Annotated in this window: 16 protein-coding genes, 2 tRNA genes, 3 rRNA genes and 1 pseudogene; 11 read left to right on the top strand and 11 right to left on the bottom strand. The window is 33.9% G+C overall.

Annotated elements, in window-relative coordinates; all coding sequences use genetic code 11:
- The 11 genes and pseudogenes from AJ932_RS02270 to AJ932_RS02220 all read left to right on the top strand — a co-directional run bounded on the left by AJ932_RS02270 (position 1) and on the right by AJ932_RS02220 (position 12,587).
- Positions 1 to 1,512 (top strand): 16S ribosomal RNA (locus AJ932_RS02270).
- A gap of 102 nt (positions 1,513 to 1,614) precedes the next feature.
- Positions 1,615 to 1,690, top strand: a tRNA-Ala gene (locus AJ932_RS02265).
- An 8-nt stretch (positions 1,691 to 1,698) separates the two neighbouring features.
- Positions 1,699 to 1,775: transfer RNA gene (locus AJ932_RS02260), tRNA-Ile, on the top strand.
- A 727-nt stretch (positions 1,776 to 2,502) separates the two neighbouring features.
- A 23S ribosomal RNA gene (locus tag AJ932_RS02255) occupies positions 2,503 to 5,561 on the top strand.
- A gap of 274 nt (positions 5,562 to 5,835) precedes the next feature.
- A 5S ribosomal RNA gene (rrf, locus tag AJ932_RS02250) occupies positions 5,836 to 5,952 on the top strand.
- Together the 16S, 23S and 5S rRNA genes with 2 tRNA genes alongside form the textbook arrangement of a ribosomal RNA operon.
- 245 nt (positions 5,953 to 6,197) lie before the next feature.
- Complete coding sequence (locus AJ932_RS02245; protein WP_070233301.1) at positions 6,198 to 7,379, top strand: hypothetical protein; 1,182 nt, start codon at positions 6,198 to 6,200, stop codon at positions 7,377 to 7,379.
- Between the two features lie 208 nt (positions 7,380 to 7,587).
- Positions 7,588 to 8,379: an HrcA family transcriptional regulator gene (locus AJ932_RS02240; RefSeq protein ID WP_070275172.1), complete on the top strand. Its 792-nt coding sequence runs from the start codon at positions 7,588 to 7,590 to the stop codon at positions 8,377 to 8,379.
- Positions 8,376 to 8,906 (top strand): nucleotide exchange factor GrpE, encoded by a 531-nt coding sequence (gene grpE, locus AJ932_RS02235; protein WP_002790452.1) that lies wholly within the window; start codon positions 8,376 to 8,378, stop codon positions 8,904 to 8,906. The genes AJ932_RS02240 and grpE overlap by 4 nt, the downstream gene beginning before the upstream one ends.
- 22 nt (positions 8,907 to 8,928) lie before the next feature.
- Positions 8,929 to 10,800, top strand: a complete 1,872-nt coding sequence (dnaK, locus tag AJ932_RS02230; protein WP_002861408.1) for a molecular chaperone DnaK — start codon at positions 8,929 to 8,931, stop codon at positions 10,798 to 10,800.
- Between the two features lie 354 nt (positions 10,801 to 11,154).
- A pseudogene (locus AJ932_RS02225) lies at positions 11,155 to 12,152 on the top strand (MBL fold metallo-hydrolase).
- A 93-nt stretch (positions 12,153 to 12,245) separates the two neighbouring features.
- On the top strand, positions 12,246 to 12,587 hold the full coding sequence (locus AJ932_RS02220) for a cupin domain-containing protein (RefSeq protein ID WP_070278377.1): 342 nt from the start codon (positions 12,246 to 12,248) through the stop codon (positions 12,585 to 12,587).
- 23 nt (positions 12,588 to 12,610) lie between these two features.
- On the opposite strand, the gene AJ932_RS02215 is transcribed toward AJ932_RS02220, so the two are convergent.
- The 11 genes from AJ932_RS02215 to AJ932_RS02165 all read right to left on the bottom strand — a co-directional run bounded on the left by AJ932_RS02215 (position 12,611) and on the right by AJ932_RS02165 (position 22,385).
- Positions 12,611 to 13,399, bottom strand: a complete 789-nt coding sequence (locus AJ932_RS02215) for an FkbM family methyltransferase (RefSeq protein WP_070278375.1) — start codon at positions 13,397 to 13,399, stop codon at positions 12,611 to 12,613.
- A 5-nt stretch (positions 13,400 to 13,404) separates the two neighbouring features.
- The gene (locus AJ932_RS02210) at positions 13,405 to 14,574 is read right to left on the bottom strand and encodes a pyridoxal phosphate-dependent aminotransferase (protein ID WP_070278373.1); all 1,170 of its coding nucleotides are present in this window, start codon (positions 14,572 to 14,574) and stop codon (positions 13,405 to 13,407) included.
- A gap of 170 nt (positions 14,575 to 14,744) precedes the next feature.
- On the bottom strand, positions 14,745 to 15,383 hold the full coding sequence (cysE, locus tag AJ932_RS02205) for a serine O-acetyltransferase (protein WP_070233306.1): 639 nt from the start codon (positions 15,381 to 15,383) through the stop codon (positions 14,745 to 14,747).
- The gene (speA, locus tag AJ932_RS02200; protein ID WP_032595244.1) at positions 15,384 to 17,219 is read right to left on the bottom strand and encodes a biosynthetic arginine decarboxylase; all 1,836 of its coding nucleotides are present in this window, start codon (positions 17,217 to 17,219) and stop codon (positions 15,384 to 15,386) included.
- Positions 17,216 to 18,442 (bottom strand): histidine--tRNA ligase, encoded by a 1,227-nt coding sequence (hisS, locus tag AJ932_RS02195; protein ID WP_070278371.1) that lies wholly within the window; start codon positions 18,440 to 18,442, stop codon positions 17,216 to 17,218. Before hisS ends, speA begins: the two co-directional genes overlap by 4 nt.
- The gene (tmk, locus tag AJ932_RS02190) at positions 18,435 to 19,016 is read right to left on the bottom strand and encodes a dTMP kinase (protein ID WP_044794547.1); all 582 of its coding nucleotides are present in this window, start codon (positions 19,014 to 19,016) and stop codon (positions 18,435 to 18,437) included. Before tmk ends, hisS begins: the two co-directional genes overlap by 8 nt.
- Positions 19,007 to 19,483, bottom strand: coding sequence for a pantetheine-phosphate adenylyltransferase (gene coaD, locus AJ932_RS02185; protein WP_002852633.1), 477 nt, complete (start codon positions 19,481 to 19,483; stop codon positions 19,007 to 19,009). The genes tmk and coaD overlap by 10 nt, the downstream gene beginning before the upstream one ends.
- A 39-nt stretch (positions 19,484 to 19,522) precedes the next feature.
- Positions 19,523 to 20,086 (bottom strand): UbiX family flavin prenyltransferase, encoded by a 564-nt coding sequence (locus AJ932_RS02180; RefSeq protein WP_002871446.1) that lies wholly within the window; start codon positions 20,084 to 20,086, stop codon positions 19,523 to 19,525.
- Positions 20,083 to 20,745 (bottom strand): flagellar basal body P-ring formation chaperone FlgA, encoded by a 663-nt coding sequence (flgA, locus tag AJ932_RS02175; protein ID WP_044794552.1) that lies wholly within the window; start codon positions 20,743 to 20,745, stop codon positions 20,083 to 20,085. Before flgA ends, AJ932_RS02180 begins: the two co-directional genes overlap by 4 nt.
- Before the next feature lie 83 nt (positions 20,746 to 20,828).
- Positions 20,829 to 21,605 (bottom strand): MetQ/NlpA family ABC transporter substrate-binding protein, encoded by a 777-nt coding sequence (locus AJ932_RS02170; protein WP_070278369.1) that lies wholly within the window; start codon positions 21,603 to 21,605, stop codon positions 20,829 to 20,831.
- Between the two features lie 9 nt (positions 21,606 to 21,614).
- On the bottom strand, positions 21,615 to 22,385 hold the full coding sequence (locus tag AJ932_RS02165) for a MetQ/NlpA family ABC transporter substrate-binding protein (RefSeq protein WP_070278368.1): 771 nt from the start codon (positions 22,383 to 22,385) through the stop codon (positions 21,615 to 21,617).
- Positions 22,386 to 22,414 lie beyond the last annotated feature (29 nt).

The raw sequence follows: 22,414 nt of genomic DNA, 5'->3' as shown, positions 1-22,414 counted from the left end.
TTATGGAGAGTTTGATCCTGGCTCAGAGTGAACGCTGGCGGCGTGCCTAATACATGCAAGTCGAACGATGAAGCTTTTAGCTTGCTAGAAGTGGATTAGTGGCGCACGGGTGAGTAAGGTATAGTTAATCTGCCCTACACAAGAGGACAACAGTTGGAAACGACTGCTAATACTCTATACTCCTGCTTAACATAAGTTGAGTAGGGAAAGTTTTTCGGTGTAGGATGAGACTATATAGTATCAGCTAGTTGGTAAGGTAATGGCTTACCAAGGCTATGACGCTTAACTGGTCTGAGAGGATGATCAGTCACACTGGAACTGAGACACGGTCCAGACTCCTACGGGAGGCAGCAGTAGGGAATATTGCGCAATGGGGGAAACCCTGACGCAGCAACGCCGCGTGGAGGATGACACTTTTCGGAGCGTAAACTCCTTTTCTTAGGGAAGAATTCTGACGGTACCTAAGGAATAAGCACCGGCTAACTCCGTGCCAGCAGCCGCGGTAATACGGAGGGTGCAAGCGTTACTCGGAATCACTGGGCGTAAAGGGCGCGTAGGCGGATTATCAAGTCTCTTGTGAAATCTAATGGCTTAACCATTAAACTGCTTGGGAAACTGATAGTCTAGAGTGAGGGAGAGGCAGATGGAATTGGTGGTGTAGGGGTAAAATCCGTAGATATCACCAAGAATACCCATTGCGAAGGCGATCTGCTGGAACTCAACTGACGCTAAGGCGCGAAAGCGTGGGGAGCAAACAGGATTAGATACCCTGGTAGTCCACGCCCTAAACGATGTACACTAGTTGTTGGGATGCTAGTCATCTCAGTAATGCAGCTAACGCATTAAGTGTACCGCCTGGGGAGTACGGTCGCAAGATTAAAACTCAAAGGAATAGACGGGGACCCGCACAAGCGGTGGAGCATGTGGTTTAATTCGAAGATACGCGAAGAACCTTACCTGGGCTTGATATCCTAAGAACCTTATAGAGATATGAGGGTGCTAGCTTGCTAGAACTTAGAGACAGGTGCTGCACGGCTGTCGTCAGCTCGTGTCGTGAGATGTTGGGTTAAGTCCCGCAACGAGCGCAACCCACGTATTTAGTTGCTAACGGTTCGGCCGAGCACTCTAAATAGACTGCCTTCGTAAGGAGGAGGAAGGTGTGGACGACGTCAAGTCATCATGGCCCTTATGCCCAGGGCGACACACGTGCTACAATGGCATATACAATGAGACGCAATACCGCGAGGTGGAGCAAATCTATAAAATATGTCCCAGTTCGGATTGTTCTCTGCAACTCGAGAGCATGAAGCCGGAATCGCTAGTAATCGTAGATCAGCCATGCTACGGTGAATACGTTCCCGGGTCTTGTACTCACCGCCCGTCACACCATGGGAGTTGATTTCACTCGAAGCCGGAATACTAAACTAGTTACCGTCCACAGTGGAATCAGCGACTGGGGTGAAGTCGTAACAAGGTAACCGTAGGAGAACCTGCGGTTGGATCACCTCCTTTCTAGAGTACAAAGTAATAAGTCTCACCACTATTACTTCAATATATAAACTCAATTGATTCTTGTTTAGATTTCAAAGATTGATGATAAAGCTAATTGTTTATGGGGAATTAGCTCAGCTGGGAGAGCGCCTGCTTTGCACGCAGGAGGTCAGCGGTTCGATCCCGCTATTCTCCACCATTTATTAAGGGCCTATAGCTCAGCTGGTTAGAGTGCACCCCTGATAAGGGTGAGGTCACAAGTTCAAGTCTTGTTAGGCCCACCATAAAAAAGATTTGAATAAAAAAGCTTTAAAATCTAAAGCAAGTATATAAAGTAGATTAAATATAAAATATAAACTCTATACTTAGATTTATTTTTATCTTTAGCTATAAAAGAATATACTTTAAATAGATATAAGTAGCATATACATTATGTATTTATATTTATAATGATTATATTAATATATATATACTTCCTTTAGGTTTTAAACCTAAATGTTCTTTTTAATTATCATTGTTAAGAGTCACAAGCAAGTTTTAATAAAAACAATTTTACAGGACTTGTTAAAGGATAAAACCTATTTATCTTTTCTTTGGTTTAACTTATATCTTTTAATTATCTTTATTTCTATAATAAAGAGAATATTAGATTTAAGATTTGTAAATTAAAGACAAGTTTCAAACTCACAGCTTAGTTAAGACTAAATCATTTAGTTCTATATTAAGTGTTTGAATGCTTTCCGTCTTAAGATAAAGAAGTCTTATCATAAAAACTTTAACAAGGAAGTGATGCGTTTTAGAATCAATAAAAAAGGTAGAAGTTAGGTTATATCTAACTTTTATGCAAATTGTTTTTTTAGCGATTAAGAATTGAAGCTTTATCTACATTAATTTTTTAATGAATGTTTAGTTTATTTCGTTTTAAGCCTAATATCTTTTAGGTTGGCGGGGTAGGTCTTTAGCTTTGGTTCTTTAGGATGAGCTTTGCTCATCTGCTAAAAGAACATCAAAAGGTAAGCTACTAAGAGCGAATGGTGGATGCCTTGACTGGTAAAGGCGATGAAGGACGTACTAGACTGCGATAAGCTACGGGGAGCTGTCAAGAAGCTTTGATCCGTAGATTTCCGAATGGGGCAACCCAATGTATAGAGATATACATTACCTATATAGGAGCGAACGAGGGGAATTGAAACATCTTAGTACCCTCAGGAAAAGAAATCAATAGAGATTGCGTCAGTAGCGGCGAGCGAAAGCGCAAGAGGGCAAACCCAGTGCTTGCACTGGGGGTTGTAGGACTGCAATGTGCAAGAGCTGAGTTTAGCAGAACATTCTGGAAAGTATAGCCATAGAGGGTGATAGTCCCGTATGCGAAAAACAAAGCTTAGCTAGCAGTATCCTGAGTAGGGCGGGACACGAGGAATCCTGTCTGAATCCGGGTCGACCACGATCCAACCCTAAATACTAATACCAGATCGATAGTGCACAAGTACCGTGAGGGAAAGGTGAAAAGAACTGAGGTGATCAGAGTGAAATAGAACCTGAAACCATTTGCTTACAATCATTCAGAGCACTATGTAGCAATACAGTGTGATGGACTGCCTTTTGCATAATGAGCCTGCGAGTTGTGGTGTCTGGCAAGGTTAAGCAAACGCGAAGCCGTAGCGAAAGCGAGTCTGAATAGGGCGCTTAGTCAGATGCTGCAGACCCGAAACGAAGTGATCTATCCATGAGCAAGTTGAAGCTAGTGTAAGAACTAGTGGAGGACTGAACCCATAGGCGTTGAAAAGCCCCGGGATGACTTGTGGATAGGGGTGAAAGGCCAATCAAACTTCGTGATAGCTGGTTCTCTCCGAAATATATTTAGGTATAGCGTTGTGTCGTAATATAAGGGGGTAGAGCACTGAATGGGCTAGGGCATACACCAATGTACCAAACCCTATCAAACTCCGAATACCTTATATGTAATCACAGCAGTCAGGCGGCGAGTGATAAAATCCGTCGTCAAGAGGGAAACAACCCAGACTACCAGCTAAGGTCCCTAAATCTTACTTAAGTGGAAAACGATGTGAAGTTACTTAAACAACCAGGAGGTTGGCTTAGAAGCAGCCATCCTTTAAAGAAAGCGTAATAGCTCACTGGTCTAGTGATTTTGCGCGGAAAATATAACGGGGCTAAAGTAAGTACCGAAGCTGTAGACTTGCACACAACTTAGATTATTTAAGTTTAGAATATAAAAAACTAAGTTATATGTTTTAAGTTATATTTTTACTGATTTTTATAGAGTAAAGATAGAAATAAAACTTAGTAAAATCAGTAAAAATATTCTTGGTTTAAAGTTTAAGTAGTTTAAGTTGTGTGCAAGTGGTAGGAGAGCGTTCTATTTGCGTCGAAGGTATACCGGTAAGGAGTGCTGGAGCGAATAGAAGTGAGCATGCAGGCATGAGTAGCGATAATTAATGTGAGAATCATTAACGCCGTAAACCCAAGGTTTCCTACGCGATGCTCGTCATCGTAGGGTTAGTCGGGTCCTAAGTCGAGTCCGAAAGGGGTAGACGATGGCAAATTGGTTAATATTCCAATACCAACATTAGTGTGCGATGGAAGGACGCTTAGGGCTAAGGGGGCTAGCGGATGGAAGTGCTAGTCTAAGGTTGTAGGAGCTTATACAGGCAAATCCGTATAAGAACACTCCGAGAACTGAAAGGCTTTTTGAAGTCTTCGGATGGATAGAAGAACCCCTGATGCCGTCGAGCCAAGAAAAGTTTCTAAGTTTAGCTAATGTTGCCCGTACCGTAAACCGACACAGGTGGGTGGGATGAGTATTCTAAGGCGCGTGGAAGAACTCTCTTTAAGGAACTCTGCAAAATAGCACCGTATCTTCGGTATAAGGTGTGGTTAGCTTCGTACTAGGATTTACTCCGAAAGCGAAGAAACTTACAACAAAGAGTCCCTCCCGACTGTTTACCAAAAACACAGCACTCTGCTAACTCGTAAGAGGATGTATAGGGTGTGACGCCTGCCCGGTGCTCGAAGGTTAATTGATGGGGTTAGCATTAGCGAAGCTCTTGATCGAAGCCCGAGTAAACGGCGGCCGTAACTATAACGGTCCTAAGGTAGCGAAATTCCTTGTCGGTTAAATACCGACCTGCATGAATGGCGTAACGAGATGGGAGCTGTCTCAAAGAGGGATCCAGTGAAATTGTAGTGGAGGTGAAAATTCCTCCTACCCGCGGCAAGACGGAAAGACCCCGTGGACCTTTACTACAGCTTGACACTGCTACTTGGATAAGAATGTGCAGGATAGGTGGGAGGCTTTGAGTATATGACGCCAGTTGTATATGAGCCGTTGTTGAGATACCACTCTTTCTTATTTGGGTAGCTAACCAGCTTGAGTTATCCTCAAGTGGGACAATGTCTGGTGGGTAGTTTGACTGGGGCGGTCGCCTCCCAAATAATAACGGAGGCTTACAAAGGTTGGCTCAGAACGGTTGGAAATCGTTCGTAGAGTATAAAGGTATAAGCCAGCTTAACTGCAAGACATACAAGTCAAGCAGAGACGAAAGTCGGTCTTAGTGATCCGGTGGTTCTGTGTGGAAGGGCCATCGCTCAAAGGATAAAAGGTACCCCGGGGATAACAGGCTGATCTCCCCCAAGAGCTCACATCGACGGGGAGGTTTGGCACCTCGATGTCGGCTCATCGCATCCTGGGGCTGGAGCAGGTCCCAAGGGTATGGCTGTTCGCCATTTAAAGCGGTACGCGAGCTGGGTTCAGAACGTCGTGAGACAGTTCGGTCCCTATCTGCCGTGGGCGTAAGAAGATTGAAGAGATTTGACCCTAGTACGAGAGGACCGGGTTGAACAAACCACTGGTGTAGCTGTTGTTCTGCCAAGAGCATCGCAGCGTAGCTAAGTTTGGAAAGGATAAACGCTGAAAGCATCTAAGCGTGAAGCCAACTCTAAGATGAATCTTCTCTAAGCTCTCTAGAAGACTACTAGTTTGATAGGCTGGGTGTGTAATGGATGAAAGTCCTTTAGCTGACCAGTACTAATAGAGCGTTTGGCTTATCTTTAATAAAGCATCACTTCCTTGTTAAGGTTTTTAAGAAAGCTTTGAATATAGATAATATTTAGAGTTTCATAGAAATCTTTCAAGTAGAGTTTATATTAGAACTTGCTCTTAACATTGTTTTTTAAGTATTCTATATAAAAACTTATCAAAGATAAAAGATAAGTAAAGAAGAAAGAAAAACAAAAGAAGAAAGAGAATAAAGAAAAAAGTAAAGAAATAAAAGATTAATCTTTATTTTTTAAATTCAATCTTTCAAAGAATATTTAAATAACAATGTCCGTGATTATACAGATGTGGAAACGCCTTGCTCCATCCCGAACCAAGAAGCTAAGCACATCGTGGGTGATGATACTACGCCTTACTGGCAGGGGGAAAGTAGCTCATTGCGGACTTGTTAAATGTCTTTATTGCTTACTTTATATATAAATCCTATGTTTATTTTTATTGTTGTTTTAGATGGTGCTTAGAATCGTGTTTAAAAAAGAGTTTGTTGCTGGTTAAGGTTTTTAAGAGAATAGGGTGTTTTTAGGGGTTTGGAAAATAATAGAGGATAAAATTTAAAATTTTATAAGTTAAAATTAAATAAAATATATTAGCAATATTTTTGAAAAGATGTCGAAAATTTGAAGGCATCAAAATGGATTTTATAAAATTTCTTAATCATTTTCAACCCATATCTAAATCTTCTCAGCAAGCTAGTGTATACAAATCTTTTAAGTTGAATTTAAAACCAAATATTCTTAATGAAAAAGACGAAAATTCCTCTTCATTTCAAGAGCAAAAAACAGATGTAGCTCAAACTATGCTTCAAAGATTAGAAGATGAAAAAGTTTTCAATCAAAAGGTAAGTGATAAAGTAAAAAAAGCTGAAAGAGGTATGACTACTATATATTTTAGAGATCCTATTACAAATAAACTCGTTCGTAGTGCTTTAAGTTCAACAGCTATTAATAAAATGGGGATTGAATTTGACAAAGAAGATATGACTAAAAGACTTGATGGATCATATATATTAAGTGGAAAAGCTGAAAATTTCGTGTCTGGATGGTATGCTGATATAGCATATACTAGAGCTTATGTGGCTAGTGATAGAAATAATGATGGATATTTAGAAGATTATGAACTTGAAGATACGAAAAGTGGTTTTGTAGCACAGGAAACAAATTTAGGACTTTTTGTGCAATCTTATACACAATTAAATGGTAGCGTGGATACTCTATTTGGTTTTGAAAAAGATTTTAGAGAAATGCGCCCAGATGATACCAAGGATACAGATTATGCTGGTAGAACTATAGGTTTAGAGCTTGATAAAATGATAAGAAAAGATGGAGATTTTAATGGGAAGCTTAGTTTTAGCGAAACTGGCATGCAAGCAGTAAAAACCAAAGCTCCAAATTCTGGATGGACTGAAAGTGTAGGTATGTTAACTTTAACTAAATTTAATCAAACTAATACAATAGAAATTAAAGATATCTTGGATAAATTAGGTAAAGGTGTAAAATATGATGATTTAAGTGAAGATGAAAAATCTCTACTTAAAATGCAATTATCTGATAAAATTTTTGATGAAGTTGAAGATAAAGAAACTGGTAATAAAAAACTTGTTTTTAATCTGGATAAATTTAAAATTTTCTATGAAGGTTTTGTTGATTTATTCAAACAAAGAAGTGCAAAAATGCTAGGTTTAAAACCTGAAGATGCAACTAAACTTAATTATAACAATCTTAGTGAAATTGTCAACGAAATGAAGCAAACTTATTTTGATACAAATTCTACAAGTTATGGAAAAATAGCTGATTTAATTAAAATTTGGGCTTAGTTTTTATAATTATCTTGTAAAGTGTATTGTTATTTTTTATTTTGATATATTGTATTTTTATAAAAAATAACTAATAAAAGTTTAGTCATATAGACTAAATAAAATTAAGTATATTTTTTTATATTTATACTTGACAAAATAACACTCAATGTTGTATAATACTTCTAGCAATCAAAAAATAGAGTGCTAAAAATTTAAGGAAAGAGCTATGAAAAGCCGAGATAAAAAGGATTTGATTTTAGATTCTATCATCCAAACTTATCTTTTGGATAATGTTCCTATTGGTTCAAATGAATTAAATTTAAATCTTTGTATCCCTGCTTCAACTATACGCGTCTATCTTAAAAGACTTAGCGACGAAGGGTTGATCACTCAGCTTCATATAAGTAGCGGTAGAATTCCTACTATTTTGACAATGCAAAATTATTGGCAAAGTTTTTGGAAAAAAGAACAAGATCAAGATATCAATATCAAAAGTGAGAATTTTTTAAAAGAGTTGAGTAAAGAATTTGAAATTTATTGTCTTGTTTATGGTGGTAGAAGCTTAGTACTTAAAGAAGCGCTTGATCTAAATGCTAAGTTTATAGTGCTTGATTTTAAAGAAGAAGAGCTCGTTTTAAAATATGAAAAAGAAGCATGGAATTTTTTACAAAGTCTTATAGGATTAGATCTTTTTAGTATAGAAAAAATAGCTTTGAGAGTTCATTTTATGGATCTTGTAGAAAAAATAGCTAGCTTAAGACAAAATTTGATTTGCTATAGAAGTAATGAAGAAAGAGCTTATCAAATTTATCAAAATGATGAATTTGTTAAGCTCTTAGATTGCGGAGTTCATCGTTATTTTAAAGAAAGTCTTGAATTTGAACCTTTATTTAAAGAAGGTTTTATGGGGCTTAAGGTGGATGCGCAGTTTTTGGGCGAAGATGTAAATATTATCTTAGCAGGTAGTGTTTATACGGATTATAAAAAAATATTACAATACATAAAGGAGGCGGCGTGAGCGAGCAAAAGCAAGAATTTGAAAACGAAAACGCAGAAAATTCTGAACATTTGCAAGATGAGAATTTGCAAAATATCGAAGATGTTGAGCAAAACAAATTGCAAAAAGACTATGATGAATTAAAAGACAAATATATGCGTGCAAACGCTGAATTTGAAAATATTAAAAAAAGAATGGAAAAAGAAAAGCTAAGCGCTATGGCTTATGCAAATGAAAGTTTTGCAAAGGATTTGCTTGATGTTTTAGATGCTTTAGAAGCAGCTATCAATGTCGAATGCCATGATGAAATTAGCTTAAAAATCAAAGAAGGAGTGCAAAACACTTTAGATTTGTTTCTTAAAAAACTTGAAAAGCATGGAGTGGCTCTTATTAAAGAAGAAAAAGAGTTCGATCCAAATTTACATGAGGCAATGTTTCATGTAGATAGTGAAAATCATCAAAGTGGTGAAGTGGTTACCGTGCTTCAAAAAGGCTATAAAATAGCCGATCGCGTAATCCGCCCAACTAAAGTTAGTGTAGCAAAATAAATTTTAATAAAAAGGATAAAAAATGAGTAAAGTTATAGGTATAGATTTAGGAACAACCAATTCTTGTGTTGCTGTGTATGAACGTGGTGAGAGTAAAGTAATCCCAAATAAAGAAGGTAAAAATACAACTCCTTCTGTGGTAGCTTTTACAGATAAAGGCGAGGTTTTAGTAGGAGATAGTGCAAAACGCCAAGCGGTGACTAACCCTGAAAAAACTATTTATTCTATTAAAAGAATTATGGGTTTGATGATCAATGAAGACGCGGCTAAAGAAGCTAAAACAAGACTTCCTTATCATATCACTGAAAGAAATGGTGCTTGTGCGATTGAGATCGCAGGTAAAATTTATACTCCGCAAGAAATTTCAGCAAAAGTTTTAATGAAACTAAAAGAAGATGCTGAAGCTTTCTTAGGCGAGAGTGTTGTAGATGCGGTTATTACTGTGCCTGCATATTTTAACGATGCGCAAAGAAAAGCGACAAAAGAAGCAGGAACAATAGCAGGACTTAATGTATTAAGAATTATCAACGAGCCTACTTCAGCAGCTCTAGCTTATGGACTTGATAAAAAAGATAGTGAAAAAATCGTGGTTTATGATCTAGGTGGGGGAACTTTTGACGTTACCGTGCTTGAAACTGGCGATAATGTAGTAGAAGTTTTAGCAACGGGTGGTAATGCTTTCTTAGGTGGCGATGATTTTGATAATAAACTTATAGATTTTCTAGCTAATGAATTTAAAGATGAAACAGGCATAGATCTTAAAAATGATGTTATGGCTTTACAACGCTTGAAAGAAGCAGCGGAAAATGCTAAAAAAGAATTAAGCTCAGCTAATGAAACTGAAATTAATTTACCATTTATCACAGCAGATGCAAGTGGGCCAAAACATTTGGTTAAAAAACTTACTAGAGCTAAATTTGAAGGTATGATTGATTCTTTAGTGGCTGAAACCATCACTAAAATCAATGAAGTAGTAAGTGACGCAGGGCTTAAAAAAGATGAGATTAAAGAAATTGTTATGGTAGGAGGCTCTACTCGTGTTCCTTTAGTGCAAGAAGAAGTGAAAAAAGCCTTTAATAAAGATCTTAACAAGTCTGTAAATCCTGATGAAGTTGTAGCTATTGGTGCGGCGATTCAAGGTGCGGTTATAAAAGGCGATGTTAAAGATGTGCTTTTACTTGATGTTACTCCGCTCTCTTTGGGTATAGAAACTCTAGGCGGGGTAATGACTAAGATTATCGAAAAAGGTACAACTATTCCAACTAAAAAAGAGCAAGTTTTCTCAACCGCTGAAGATAATCAAAGTGCTGTAACTATCAATGTTTTACAAGGGGAAAGAGAATTTAGTCGTGATAATAAATCTTTAGGAAATTTTAATCTTGAAGGAATTCCACCAGCACCACGCGGTATGCCACAAATCGAAGTTACTTTTGATATCGATGCAAATGGTATTTTAACTGTTAGTGCAAAAGATAAAGCAACAGGTAAGGCTCAAGAGATCAAAATCACAGGTTCAAGCGGACTTAGCGAAGAAGAAATTAACAACATGGTAAAAGATGCTGAACTTCACAAAGAAGAAGATAAAAAACGCAAAGAAGCTGTAGATGCTAGAAATGCAGCTGATAGCTTGGCTCATCAAGTAGAAAAATCTTTAAGTGAGTTGGGTGAAAAAGTTGCCACTGCTGATAAAGAAAATATCCAAAAGGCTCTTGATGATTTGCGCGAGACTTTGAAAAATCAAAATGCAAGCAAAGAAGAGATTGAAAGCAAAATGAAAGCTTTAAGTGAAGTTTCTCATAAGTTAGCTGAAAATATGTATAAAAAAGATGAGCCAAATGCAGCGAACGATAAAAAGAAAAAAGATGACGATGTAATCGACGCTGAAGTTGAGTAATCTTTCAAAATCTTCATTCAAGCCTTTTTAAAAGGCTTGAAAATTTTTTAAAAATTTTTAGAAAATGACAAAATCTTTAAAATATAATCCTTTTATTAGCTTACTACCTAATTTTTCATTGATTTTTTAAGCAATTCTTTTTGAAGTTCTAGTTTAAAATCAGACAATTCATTTTCTTGTATTTCTTTTGCTAAAATGGTTTGAATAATGTAGGTGAAATTTTTGTAAAATCTTCTAAAGAAAATTTAATTTCATCCAAGTCATTTTAGTGTAGCAAACTAAAAACTTAGCAATAAAATAAAATTAGTCTAAAAACTTTTTAGATATAATCTTGATAAACATAAAAGGAAAAATTTGAATTTATCATTTAAAACCTTTGATATTTCAAATAATGAAAGATTAAAAGCTAAAAAAATACAGGGTAAAAAATATGAAATTTTTCTTAATGAAAATGAGCAAAGTCTTATAACTCCTAAAGTGTCTTTTAAAGAAATTTTGAGGTATTATTATCTTTATCCAAAAAATGCCATTCCTTCTTTTAAATTACCTTTTTTCAAGCCTAATTTGAGTGGTTTTAGCATCCCGCATATTACTTGGCTTGGACATTCTTCGCTTTTTATAAGTTTTAAAGAATATAAAATTTTGATTGATCCTGTTTTTAACACTCATGCTTCGCCTATTTCTTTTATCAATAAGGCTTTTAAAAATGCTCCTGTTTATAATGTAAATGATTTTAATGAAATTTTTGCTGTGATTATCACGCATTCGCATTTTGATCATTTAGATGCTAAGAGTGTAAAAGCTTTAAAAGATAAGGCTAAATTTTTTATTACACCTTTAAAAATGGGAAATTATCTAAAAAGCTATGGGGTGAGTGAGAAAAAAATCATAGAGCTTGATTGGTGGAGTGGAATAGAATTTGATGATTTAAAAATCATTGCAACACCTGCACAGCACAGTTCAAGTAGAGGAGATGGTAAAAACAAAACCCTTTGGGCTTCTTTTGTGATGGAATTTTTAAGTGTAGATAAGAGAGTGTTTTTTAGTGCAGATGGAGGATATTTTACACATTTTAAAAAATAGGTGAATATTTTGGAAGTTTTGATCTAGCTTGTCTTGAAAGCGGACAGTTTAATATCGCTTGGTCATATTCACACTCTTTTCCTGGTCAAATTTTAAAAGAAGCGAAAGATCTTAATGCAAAGGCTGTCATGCCTATACATTGGGGGAGATTTTTAGCGGGAACTCATGCATGGAATGAGGTAGTAAAATTTTTTTATGAAAATTTAGATTTACCCCTTATCACACCAAAAATGGGTGAGGCTTATGAAATAGGGGCTAAATTTAAATAGGATTTTTGGTGGAAAGAAGGATAAATTAACACAAGTTTATAATCTATATTTTGGTTTTTGCTATAGTTTTATAAAACTAAAAAAGGAGATTTTGTGAAAATCATTCAATGGAATAGGGCGGAATTTAGCCCAAAAGAAGTGAAAATCAATGTTTTAATTGACAATGAAAAAGGTAAAGAAATTCAAATTTTATTAGCTAAAGATAGTGTTATGAAAGAGCATAAAGCTCCTTTTGCTATACATATTCAAGTTTTAAGCGGTAAAATTTGGTTTGAAGTGGAAAAGGAAAAATTTGAATTAAATGCTTTAGATATGATAAGCCTAGAGGCAAATGTAGCACATTCTTTAGGTGGATTGGAAAATTCTATAATAAGATTGAGTTTAAATAAATCAGATAGTATTCAAAGGGTAAATACTGTGCTTAAAAAACCTTAGCCATAAGCCTTTTATTTTAAGGTTTATGGGTTTGAGGATCTTAAATGGTTAATTACAGGATCTGCCTTATAAATAGCCAAGATATTAATTCCGGATTGAAAAATTTCATATTCTAAATTTTCTAATATATTGATAATATCTTGAGTGTTTGATTTAATAATTTCAATTTGTAAAATAGGTTTAAAAGTTTTAATATGATTTAAACATCCTAATATAACTTCTTGTTCCATGCCTTCTACGTCTATTTTAATAAGATCTAATCTTTTAAAATTTAAATTATCAAGTTTTAAATAAGGAACTTTTTCTTTTTTTTGAGGTATTTGTCCTATAAATTCATTATTGTTTTGAGATTTTAATTCTAAGCTTCCAAAAGAAGCTTTTTGAGTATAATCAGGAGTTAAAATTTCAAGTTCATTTTGATTTTTTTCAGGGTTTCCAATGGCTGCATGTATTGCCTTAGCATTAAAACAATTATTAATTGCTATATTTCCTGCTAAAGCATAAAAAAGTCTTTCTTGTGCTTCAAAGGCTAATACCCCCCCCCAGTTATGCATTTCTATAGCCCACTTAATAGTGTGAGCTCCAATATTTGCACCGCAATCTATCGCAAAGACATTATCTTTGTAGTATTCTCTGCGTAATTTTAAAAGATTAATACAAAGATCAATTTCCTCTGGATCAAAACTGCCGTAATTTAAAAACTGAAAACCAACTCCATAACTTCCTTGAGATGTATCATGTCTATCAAGATGATTAATAATCATAGAGCCATTATTTGTAGCTGCAAGTATAAAAGGTAAAGGTCTTTTCATGGAAACTACTTATAATTTGCAATAAAATGACTTATTCTTTCTAGGCCTTTTTGGATAAGCTCATCGCTTGTGGCATAAGAAAGTCTAAAGTATCCGTCCATGCCAAAACCTATACCTGGAACAACGGCAACTTTTTCTTGTTCAAGTAATTTTTGGCAAAATTTCATAGAATCTTTTTCTATTTTTTGTATATTTACAAAAAGATAAAAAGCACCTTCTGGTTTATAAACACGGATATTTGGGATTTGTTTAAGCATATCTAAGGCTAAGTTACGGCGTTTTTCAAAGGCTTGACGCATTTTTTCTATATCTTCATCACATTCTCCATTTAAAGCAGGAATGGCTGCATGTTGAGTGATGGAGCAAATATTCGAAGTGCTTTGTCCTTGAAGTCTTTTAACGGCTGAAATTAGGGCTTTATTTTTGCTTGCCATATAGCCAAAACGCCATCCTGGCATAGCTCCACATTTGCTAAGTCCGTTAATAGTCACAGTGCGTTTTAAAGCATCTTCGCTTACACTTGCAAAAGCTACAAAATCAAAACTATCATAGCGAAGTTTTTCATACATTTCATCACTCAAAACAGTAATTTGAGTTCCTTCTAAAACTTTAGCAATTTGAGTTAATTCTTCTTTAGAATAAATCGATCCTACAGGATTTGAAGGAGAATTTAGCATCAAAACCTTGGTTTTAGCTGTGATAGCTTTTTTTAGTTGTTCAGCGGTAATTTTAAAGCCATTTTCTTCCAAGCCTTCTATAAATACAGGTTTTCCACCTGAAAATTTTACCATTTCGGGATAGCTTACCCAGTAAGGACTAGGGATAATGACTTCATCATCTTTTTCTACTAAACATTCTATACATTCAAAAAGAGAGTGTTTTGCACCTACATTGGTGATGATTTCATTTGTTTCGTAATCAAGATTATTATCTTTTTTAAATTTGATTTGAATAGCTTTTAATACTTCAGGAATTCCCGCAACAGCAGTGTATTTTCCACATCCTTTTTCAATAGCACTTATAGCGGCATTTTTGATGGTTTGCGGTGTGTCAAAATCAGGTTCGCCTGCTGAAAAACTAATGATATCCTCGCCTTTAGCTTTAAGTTCATTGGCAAGTGCGGTGATAGCTAAAGTGATAGATTCTTCTAAAACTTGAGATCTTTTTGTAAGCATTTTTCAATCCTTAATAATTTTTGTTTAATTTTAGCAGAAAATTGCATTTTTGTAATAAATTTAATTTAAAAATGAGTTATAAAATTCAATAAATGTGAAAATTTGTATTAATTTTTAGGAAAAATTAATACGCATAATAATACATATAATTTTATGTATTATAAAAATTATTATTTTTGTGATTCAGGTCGTTTTAATATAAGATTTTCAAGTTCTAAAATTTTATTTTCTAGCTTTTCTAATTTATCATCGCAATTTGCATCTATGGCTCTAATGTTTTTATTTTTACGCTCTTCGATAATATAAGCAGGAATTCCAACGGCAGTTAAATTTGCACCTACATCTTTAACCACTACAGCATTTGAGCCTATTTTGGCATTTTCTCCTATGGTGATATTGCCAAGTATTTTTGCGCCTGAACCTATGATCACTCCTTTTTTTATGGTTGGATGACGTTTAGTGCCTTTTTCAAGACTTGTTCCGCCTAAAGTAACGCCTTGATAAATCAAAACATCATCTTCTATGATTGCTGTTTGGCCTATAACCACTCCATTGGCATGATCTATAAAAACACGCCTTCCAAGTTCTGCACCAGGGTGTAAATCTACTCCAGTTAAAAATTGGGAAATTCCGCTAATCATTCTAGCAATGCGTTTAAAATTTCTTATGTAAAAAAAATGTGCAAAGCGGTAATTTACTACAGCCCATACTCCAGGGTAATTAAAAAAAAGTTCTATAGAAGAATTAAAAGCTGGATCTTGCACCTTTGGTTGAGAAAAATCTTCTTTTATAATACCCCAAAAATTCATCTAAACTCCTATGCTTTTTAAATAACCATTATCATTTAAGAAAAGATAAAGTTCACCTAAAATATGCTTTTTTTGCTTGTCATTGACAAGCTTAGAATTACTTATGCGTTCATTAAGTATATCCATGATAGCGTGTATATCATAGTCTAAATCTTCTAAGGCATCAAGTATGGATTGTGCTTCTATAATCCCCTCAACTTCATAGCCTTTTTCATTGATACTTATAATAGCTTCAGTGGGATGAGTAAAAAGATTGTGTTTCATTCCAAGTACTTCTTGATAGGCACCTACAAGAAAAAACCCTAGAAAATAATTTTCTTTTTCTACATCTACATCGTGTAAAAATAAAGGTTTATCTTTAGAATATGAAATTTCTCCATCGCTATCGCAGGTTATATCCCAAATACTTGCACTTCGAGTCGGTTCTTCATCTAAGCGATCAAGGGGCATGATGGGGAAATTCTGTTCTAAGCCCCAAAAATCGGGTATGCTTTGAAAGAGTGAAAAATTTACCAAATACCTTTCTTGCACTTCATCTTGTATGGCAAGTAAATCCGCAGGATTTTGTTTATCGCCTAAAAGCAAGATGGCTTTTTTCGTAATCAAATGAGTTAAAATTTCAGCATTGGAACGATCTTGTAAATCCACATAGCCCAAATCAAAAAGAGTTAGAATACTCTCTAAATGATCTATACTATCGTGCAAGTATTCTAAAGCATTGGAAGGTTTTATGCTTTTATAAAGATCATAAAGCTCATCGATAAGTTTTGGATTTTGTTTTTTAAGTATGAGTTTGTTTTCTGCATATTCTTGAGAAAAAAGTTCCAATACAGGAGCGATTAAAACAGCATGATTAGCTGCTACAAAACGCCCACTTTCTATGAAAATATCAGGTTCTAAATCTTTTTTTTGTTCGGCTATGTTTTTTAGGATAAAAACTACATCGTTAGCGTACTCCCTTAAGGTATAATTTCTACTTTTTTCATTTTTAAATTGTGAGTATTCCACAGCTAAACCGCCACCAAGATTGATAGCTTTTAGATTTTTAGCTCCCATTTTTCTAAGTTCTGTGTAAATATTTCCTGCTTCGTTTAAGGCTTTTTTTAAAGGATGAATTTCGGTAATTTGTGAGCCTAGATGAAAGTGAATCATGGTAAATTGTTCTAAAAGTTTGTTTTCTTTGAGTAAATTTACCGCTTCTATGAGTTCAGTGGATGTAAGTCCAAATTTAGAATTAATCCCACCACTTTTTGCCCAAATTCCAACTCCAGCAGAATGCAAACGCACGCGTAAGCCTATATTTGGTTTAGGTTTAAAGCGTTCTTTGGCTATGTCTATGATAGCTTCAAGTTCATTAAGTCCTTCTATGGTTAAAGTGATATTATGTCCCATTTCAGCTGCGATAAAGCCTATATTGATAAGTTCTCTATCTTTAAAACCATTTACTGTAATAGGCGCACCTTCGTTATTATAAGCCATAGCGAGTAAAAGCTCTGCTTTAGAACCTGCTTCAAGTCCGTAGTTATAGTCTTTTCCAAGCTTTACAAGATTTTTTACAAAACCAGGGTATTGATTTACCTTTAAAGGATAAACAGCGTTAAATCCTCCTTTATAGCCGAATTCCTTTCTTGCTTTATTGAAATTTCCGTAAATATTTTCAATTTGTTTTTGGATAAGATGAGGAAATCTTAAAAGTAAAGGCCCCTTATATCCATCATCTCTTAATTCTTTAACTATATCAATGATGGCAGGTTTTTTCTCGTGATTGATACAAACTTTACCATTTTTGATAATAAAATTTTCATTTCCCCAAATATCAATACCATAATCCATCATAAAACCTTCTTTAAGTCTGAAATTTTAATCATTTTTTCTTCTTTTTTTGCTAAATTTTTATAAAACAAACTTTCATTTTGTGCTTCATTTTCTCCCATACAAAGAAAAATTTCAGCATTATTTTTATCCGCGTTTTCAAGATGTTTAGCTAGTTTTCTTGCTTCATAGCTTAAAAGCACTTTATGTTCTTTTCTTAAATTTGTAGCGATATGCAAAAGTTTTTGGATATAAATTTCATCCATAGCACAAAGATAAATTCCTTCTCTTTGAACCTTTTCTTCTTTTTGTTCTAAAATAGCTATAATTCTTTCTATACCCATGGCAAAACCTACACCAAAACCACTTTTTCCATCAAGGTATTCAATAAGTCTATCATATCTTCCGCCCCCAGCAATAGCAGCTTTTGCACCAATTTCATCGCTAATGAATTCAAAAGCCGTTTTAGAGTAGTAATCAAGCCCTCTAACAAGTTTAGAATCCACTTCAAAATCCACTCCGTTTTCTTTTAAAACGCTTTGTAAAATTTCAAAGTCTTTTTGGCAAGATGAGCATAAATTTTGATTTAAAAGCGGAACATCATTAAGTAAGCTTTGACAATGCTCATTTTTACAGTCTAAAACACGAATGGGATTTAAGTTTTTTCTACGCAAGCAATCCTCGCAAAAACCTTTTTTGCTATCTAAAAAATGTATCAAATTTTCACGATATTTTGGCATACATTCTAAACAACCTAAAGAGTTAATCAGTAGTTTAAATTTAATATCTAAGCGTGAAAAAATTTCTACTAACATTAAAATAATACTTGCATCTTCATAAACGCTTGCGTTTCCAAAACTTTCAACACCAAATTGATGAAATTCTCTTAAGCGTCCCTTTTGGGGTCTTTCATAGCGAAACATGGAGCCATGATAAAACCATCTTTTCACGCTAGTGTTTTTATCGAGTTTTTTTTCTATATAGGCACGCACCACCCCAGCAGTTCCTTCAGGACGCATGCAAACATGATTTTCGCCTTTATCAATAAATTCATACATTTCTTTGCCTACTATATCAGAACTTTCTCCTACGCTTCTTTTAAAAAGGGTGCAAAGTTCTAAATGCGGTGTATTGATAAAAGTAAAGTCATAGTTTTTAGCTACTTCTTCACAGGTTTTAATCACTTTTTCATAATAATATGCATCTTTATCTAATAAATCTTTCATTCCTTTTAAAGCGTTAATCATTTAAAAATTCCTTTATTTGTTGGTGTAATTTTTCTTTACTTTCTTTTGCCTCAAGTGTTAAAATTTCTACAGAAATTTTTTCTTTTAAAAAATGAAGCACTTTTTCGAGTTTATCTTGCACGCTTAAAAAATACTCAATGCCACGTTTTTCTATGCTATCTAGTTCTTTTTGATTGAGGCGTTCTTGAATAAGGTTTGCATCTCCTTTTAAAAAGATAATTTTTTGTGGAAAAAAATTTTCTAAAGCAAAACTATTTAAAGCAAAAAGCAAATCGTTTTTAAAATCTTTGGCATAAGCCATGCCTGAAATAAAACTTCTATCGCTAATAATGAGTTTGTTTTGATTGGTTTTTAAGATTTCTTCAAAATGTTGAGCACGATCAGCTAAAAAAAGCAAGAGTTCAGCTCTTTTACTAATAGGATGAGTTTTATTAAGTAAAATTTCTCTTAAATGTTTTCCAAGTTCTGTTCCGCCAGGTTCGAGTGTAAAAATGGCGTCTTTGTAAATTTCTTTTAAAAGTGAAATTTGCGTACTTTTTCCTACGCAGTCAATACCTTCAAAAACTACATACAAGATTGATCCTTTAAAAAAGGTAGAATTTCTTTTGGAACAAGAGAACTTACATCGCCCCCATGTGCTACTATAGAGCGAACAATAGAACTTGAAATAAAAGCATGTTTTAGACTCGGCATAAGATAAATGGTTTCCATATCTTCCCAAAGTGCGTGATTTGCATAGCCAATTTGCAATTCGTATTCAAAATCACTCACCGCTCTAAGTCCACGGATTATAGTATTAACTTTTAATTCTTTGGCTAAATCTACAAGTAAATTATCAAAAGCAATGATTTTAACATTTTTTAAATTTTGTGTTGCAAGCAGGGCTAGTTCTTTGCGTTTTTCTAAATCATAGCAAGGTTTTTTATGTTCACTTTTTGCTATGGCAACGATGACTTCATCAAAAATTTTTAAAGCTCGTTTGATAACATCTAAATGTCCGTTGGTAATAGGATCAAAAGTCCCAGGATATAAACAAGTCATTTTTGCTCCAATTTTTTTTAAAAATATAACAAATTTAAACTAAAAATTTTGCCATTTTTCATATAAATTGTGTTTTATTTCTAAAAGATCTAGCCATTTACCTACGATAAAATTTTCCATTTGTTCTAGATTGTTTGCTTTAGAATAACTTGCGATAATAGGAGGTGCGATAATAACTCCCATTTGGCTAAGTTTTAACATATGTTCTAAATTTAAAGTAGAAAAAGGCATTTCACGTACGCCTAAGATGAGTTTTTTTCTTTCTTTTAAGGCCACTGCTGCAGCACGCATTAAAAGAGTGTCTGCAAAACCAGCGTGAATTTTTGCTAAACTTGAAATCGAACAAGGAGCAATGATAGTTTTTTCTATTCCAAAAGATCCACTTGCTACACTTAGACTTAAATTTTTATCATCTAAAAAATGAGTGTATTTAAAATTTTCTTGACAAATTTCTTCTAAATTTGCTTCATTTTCAGCTTTGAAACTAAGTTTTGCACCTTGAGTTAAAATACAATAAAGTTCGCATTGATTTTCTAAATTTTTTAATAATTTTAAGCCTAAATTGACACTGCTTGAACCAGAAATTCCTAATAAAACCTTCATTGTATAATCATCCTATTTTTACCCACTACGATGCCTTGCATAACTTTACCTTCTTTGTTTTTTGCACGAATCCTTTCGCCCATATTTGCACTTTGCAAAGCCACAAGTTCGATTAAAACATCAACATTTGCTTCACTTAAAACTCCGATTATAGGATCATTTCGGCGTATTAAAGCTGTGGTTTTAAACATATTTGCTCTTAAAATGGCGTTTTTGTTAATATTGCTTTTAGCTACAAGATTATCTACATCATCTAAGGTTAAGGCATTTAAAGGAACTTTATCAAAATCAATCAATACGCTTTTATAGTCAAAAGCTCCAAGTTTATCTCCTCTTTTTATAGCGCGTTCGCTTTTTAAAACTTCTAAATTTGCTTGAATGAAATATCTAAAAAATACATTTTTTTGTATATTTTGCGGAGTTTTAAATTCAGCCCTTAAAAAGCCTTGTGCTTGATTAAAACGCCCATTAGCGATTCTTAGAAATTCATATTGATCAAAATCTTTAGGCAATGATGTTATTTTTAAATCAATTTGAGAAATTATAATTTTAGGAAAATTATTTCTAAATTCTTTAGCTAGTGCTGTTTTGATTTCTTCTAAACTAGTTGCTTGGATATAATTTATCACAATAAAAAAAGTTAAAAAAATAATTTTCATTTTTATCCTAAGAATTATAATGCAATAAATAGTATTTTAGCTTTTATAAGTTTAACAAAGCCTTTAGAAGGCTTTGTATAGAGTTAAAAAGTAGGGATAACAGAGCCTTTGTATTTTTCTATGATAAAATTTTTAATTTTATCGCTTGTTAAAATTTCTTTAATAACAAGACTTTTTTGACTTGTTTCTTCACCTTTTCTTGCAGCTAAAACAATAGCATATAAACTATCTTTATCTTCTATAAAAATACCATCTTTTAAAGGGTTTAAACCTGCTCCAAGAGCATAGTTTGTGGTAATAACAGCCAAATCAGTATCATTTAGGGCTCTTGGAAGTTGTGCGGCTTTAAGCTCTATAAATTTAAGTTTTTTTGGATTTTTACTTATGTCAATAGGGGTTTTAAGGGTGTTTTGACTTTTAAATTCTATTAAATTTGCTTTAGCTAGTAAATCAAGGGCTCTGCTTTCATTGGTAGCATCATTAGGTATAGCGATTTTAGCACCATTAGGAATGTCTTTTATATCTTTTATGGAGTTAGAATATATAGCCATAGGAACTAAAACAATAGCACCTAAAGAACTTAAATTTGTTCCTTTGTGGGTATTAAAATCATCTAAAAAAGGTTTATGCTGATATAAATTTGCATCTAAAACTTTCTCATTTAAAGCGATATTAGGTATATTATAGTCATTAAATTCCTTAACTATTAACTTCCAACCTTTTTCTTGAAATAAGGGTTTAGAGAAATTTAAAATTTCAGCATAAGGCGTTGGTGTTGCACCTATGATTATGGTTTTATCTGCCCCAAAACTAAGGCTAATTGTAAATAAAACACTTAAAAATATTTTTTTAATATTCATGCTATACTCCTAAAAAGCTGGGATTAATATATCTTTATAATGTTTATTAATGATGGCTTTAAATTTATCGCTTCTTAAAATTTCATCAATTACTTTGGTTTTTTCGCTATTTTTATCTTCTGAGCGTACCGCAACATAATTTACATAAGGGCTATTTTTATCTTCCCTAAAAATAGTATCTTTACTTGGATTCAGACCGGCTCCAAGTGCGAAATTAGAATTAATTATAGCAATATCAACATCATCTAAAGCTCTTGGAAGTTGTGCGGCTTTAAGTTCTATAAATTTAAGTTTTTTTGGATTTTTGTTTATGTCCAATGGGGTTTTTAGAGTATTTTTGTTAAGCTCTATTAATTTTGCTTTCTCTAAAAGCTCTAAAGCTCTGCTTTCATTGGTCGCATCATTAGGTATAGCAACTCTAGCACCTTCTTTAAGATTTTCTAAATTTTTGATTTTTTTACTATAAACTCCTACTGGAGCTATAAGTACAGGCGTTGTTGCAATTAAATTTGAACCTTTTTTTAGGTTGTATTCTTCTAAAAAAGGTTTGTGTTGATATAAATTTGCATCAAGTTCTTTTTCCTCTAATGCACGATTGGGCAAAATATAGTCTGAAAATTCTACTATTTTAAGCTCATACCCTTTGTTTTTAAAATCATCTTTCATTAGTTCTAGTAAGCTACCAAAAGGATTTTGAGTGGCTCCTATAGTAATGTTTTGTGCAAATAGGCTAGATAAATTTAGAATGCAAGCGAGTATAATAATTTTAAATAAATTCATAAAAACTCCTTTGCATTTAAGAAAAAAGT

It is taken from the genome of Campylobacter sp. BCW_6873, assembly GCF_001762365.1.
GTDB classification, from domain to species: Bacteria; Campylobacterota; Campylobacteria; order Campylobacterales; family Campylobacteraceae; genus Campylobacter_D; species Campylobacter_D jejuni.
This window is presented reverse-complemented; position numbering and strand designations above follow the sequence as displayed.